The organism is Paenalcaligenes sp. DL 309, from assembly GCF_057475285.1.
In genome coordinates this window covers 1-2,778 of sequence record NZ_JBYBKW010000031.1, presented here as the reverse complement: position 1 = coordinate 2,778, position 2,778 = coordinate 1, and the positions used below count along the sequence as shown (strand labels likewise).

Annotated in this window: 3 protein-coding genes; 2 read left to right on the top strand and 1 reads right to left on the bottom strand. The window is 51.7% G+C overall.

The window, feature by feature from the left end; translation table 11 throughout:
- Positions 1-822: 822 nt before the first annotated feature.
- On the top strand, positions 823-1,407 hold the full coding sequence (locus tag AC2UZJ_RS12480) for a replication/maintenance protein RepL (protein ID WP_486950452.1): 585 nt from the start codon (positions 823-825) through the stop codon (positions 1,405-1,407).
- A 3-nt stretch (positions 1,408-1,410) separates the two neighbouring features.
- Positions 1,411-1,632, top strand: a complete 222-nt coding sequence (locus AC2UZJ_RS12475) for a hypothetical protein (protein WP_486950451.1) — start codon at positions 1,411-1,413, stop codon at positions 1,630-1,632.
- Here AC2UZJ_RS12475 and mobV read toward each other — a convergent pair whose 3' ends face one another.
- The gene (mobV, locus tag AC2UZJ_RS12470) at positions 1,633-2,607 is read right to left on the bottom strand and encodes a MobV family relaxase (RefSeq protein WP_486950450.1); all 975 of its coding nucleotides are present in this window, start codon (positions 2,605-2,607) and stop codon (positions 1,633-1,635) included.
- Positions 2,608-2,778: the final 171 nt, after the last annotated feature.

The following is a 2,778-nucleotide window of genomic DNA, read 5'->3' as shown; positions in this document are numbered from 1 at the left end:
GCCTCTTTGGTTCAAAGAGTACTCACTAGACTTTACTTCGTAAAATCGTGATCCGCAAGCGGATTGCAGCGGCCTACGGCCTTGCTAAAAACCACCCCACTGACGCACCCCCTGAGGGGGTTTGTCCGTTCGCCACGTGGCAGGCGGTCGGGGGAAAAGCACCCCCAACCACCAGCCCGAAGCGTTGGGTCACTCCAAGGGCATCAAGTGACTTTCGCGGCATATCCTCGCCCCGATGGGGCTGCGGTATTCCACGGTTCACTTGACCCCCTTTCCGTTCAAACGGCTTTGAGCGTAGGGCAGTGTCAAGGGCGAAAGCGGAAGCCGCATGCGGAGCGCAGGGCGTAGCCCGAGCACCGAACGGGTGAGCATTTCGGGCGTAGCCGTACCCTTGATGCTGACCGTAGCGACCAACGCTTGGTGGTAGGGGGCATGAAGTAGGGCGAAGCCCGCCCGCCATGCACCCCTGCCACGTGGCGAACGTGGGGAGGCAAGCGTAGCGCGCTAGGGGCAACGCCCCTTAGAGCGAGGCCGTAGGCCGCTGCAAGTACAAAGAATTCTCTGAGCGTAGCGAAGGCATTTAATGCTTTGGGGATGCCAAGCGAAGCGCTGGCGGGGCAACGCCCCAAGAGGTGGTCTTATTCGGCTACGAATAAGAACTAAGAAGGGAAATCGCTGTAACCCGCATGAATGCTGAACCCAATTTTCAGAACCTGTACTAGGGTAGCTCAACCTACGTACTACGCAGGCTCAAAAAATAGCTTGATTTTGAGCTGCTGACTATCTAAAATCGAATTCAGTCGATCATTTTAAGGTAAAAATATGAGCCTCACTCGCCACAAAATCAACCCGTTCCTTGATGACATGATTGTCCCAGTCAAAGGCAGACAAGTCCGGCTGTCACGTTTAGGACGCGATGAAAACATACTAGTAAACCAGTCCACGGGGGAGGTTCAAGGAACCCACGTAACCACCTTTAAGCGCGTTGATGGTGAGCAATTTGTAAAGCTATTCACAGCAAATATAGGGTTAACATTCGACCTTTCAGCAGCTGGAATAAAGGCGTTTGGCCTGTTGCTTTGGGTAGTACAAAACCGAGCGTTATCAAAAGATGAAGTGGACTTGGACAGCCTCACCTTAGAAGAATTTCTGGGCGTTCATAAAAACACTACTGAAAAGCCCCTAAAGCTTAGCCTTGCTACCTTTAAGCGCGGTATCAATGAGATGGAAAAGGCTCAAATTGTCGCTAAAACCATGCGCCAAGGCCGTTATTTCATTAACCCTAATTTTGTGTTTAACGGTGACAGAATCGCCTTTACCACCGTAATCGAGCGGAAAAAAAGAACAGCACAAACAGAGCAGGAACTGCTCGAAGAGCAAGGCCAGCAGCGCCTTTTGGAGGATTGAGCCATGATTAAAACCAATGATTGGATGAAGTCAGGCACCAGCAACCACGGTGATGAAACGCGCTACACACTGCATGGCGGCTGGTTTATGAGTTTCACCAAAAGTCTTGGTGAAGTCGCTGTGCGCTCCCCTGACGGCCATTTTGTAAGGCTTGACACAGAAGAGCCAGTAACCACCGTGATGGCCGCTAAACGACTCGCTGCGGACTATGTAAACAAATACTAATCATCGACTGAAGCCGCCACGGTCGCGGCTTTGCTCTCTTTTGGCGTTAAATCGCTCTAAGATTTGCGCTTTTTTGGCTTCCTTGGCCTGCACGTTCTCTTTTTGGTGTTTCATCGCCAAAGCCAACACATCCGCCACTTGCTCTTTAGATAACCCTTTAAAAGGCTCCTGCAAGCGTTCTAAGCGGTTTCTTTGTTCTTTGGCTGTATCTTGTAACTCCTTGGCTCTGCGTCTCTCCTGTGCGCTTACAGCGGCATTAGCGGCCATTGGTTGGTAAGCCTCTTTGACAGCATTGGTTAAACGCTCTGCCACTTGCCCAGGTGATTCAATTTCTTTGGTGAATATTCCCTTTTTCAACACCTTTGGTTCAATCGTTTCAGGGCTTATGGTGACGCCAGAAGCAATGCCCCGTTCAATGGCCGCGTAGTGCTGTTTGATGCTTGTGTGCGTGGCTCTACTGCGTTCTATGCCCCTTTCAAGCCCTAGGTGCTGCACAGCCTTTGCAAAGCTGGTCTGGTCGGCTGTCATCTTTTGCCTATTGCCGATGTAATCTTTTGCTGACAAACGCCCGTCCGCAGTTATCGGAACAACAAACGCGCTTAGGTGTGGGCTGGTTTCATCCCTGTGTATGCTGGCTGTAACGATGTTTTCAGCCCCGTATTTTTTTGCTAACCAATCCTTTGATTGCTCGAAAAAATCCGCTTGTTGAGCTGCTGTAGCCGTTTCCCACCATTCCGGTGATGCCGTCATGACGTATTCCACCGCCAGTACTGCATCTTTGCGCCGTTTGTCTGGCAACAAATCCCGCAGCTTGCCCATTGCCTCGTCAGTCGATTGGGCAGCGTGGTGCTCGTTGTCAGCCGTGCGCGCTTGGTCAGCATTGGGTGTGTTTCGGTCTCGGTAGCAGTGCTGCAACGAGGCCGCCACAGACCCCATGCTGTTGAGCTTTTTCGCTCTCATGATCGCAAAAGCCATTATGCGTTTCTCCATCTGGCAGGTGGTGGCCAGTCGGAAAAAACGCAGTGTCTCCGACGGGCCTCTTTGGTTCAAAGAGTACTCACTAGACTTTACTTCGTAAAATCGTGATCCGCAAGCGGATTGCAGCGGCCTACGGCCTTGCTAAAAACCACCCCACTGACGCACCCC

Coding starts and splice junctions, on each gene's coding strand:
- AC2UZJ_RS12480 (WP_486950452.1), top strand. CDS start 823: ATGAGCCTCACTCGCCACAAAATCAACCCGTTCCTTGATGACATGATT.
- AC2UZJ_RS12475 (WP_486950451.1), top strand. CDS start 1,411: ATGATTAAAACCAATGATTGGATGAAGTCAGGCACCAGCAACCACGGT.
- mobV (WP_486950450.1), bottom strand. CDS start 2,607: ATGGCTTTTGCGATCATGAGAGCGAAAAAGCTCAACAGCATGGGGTCT.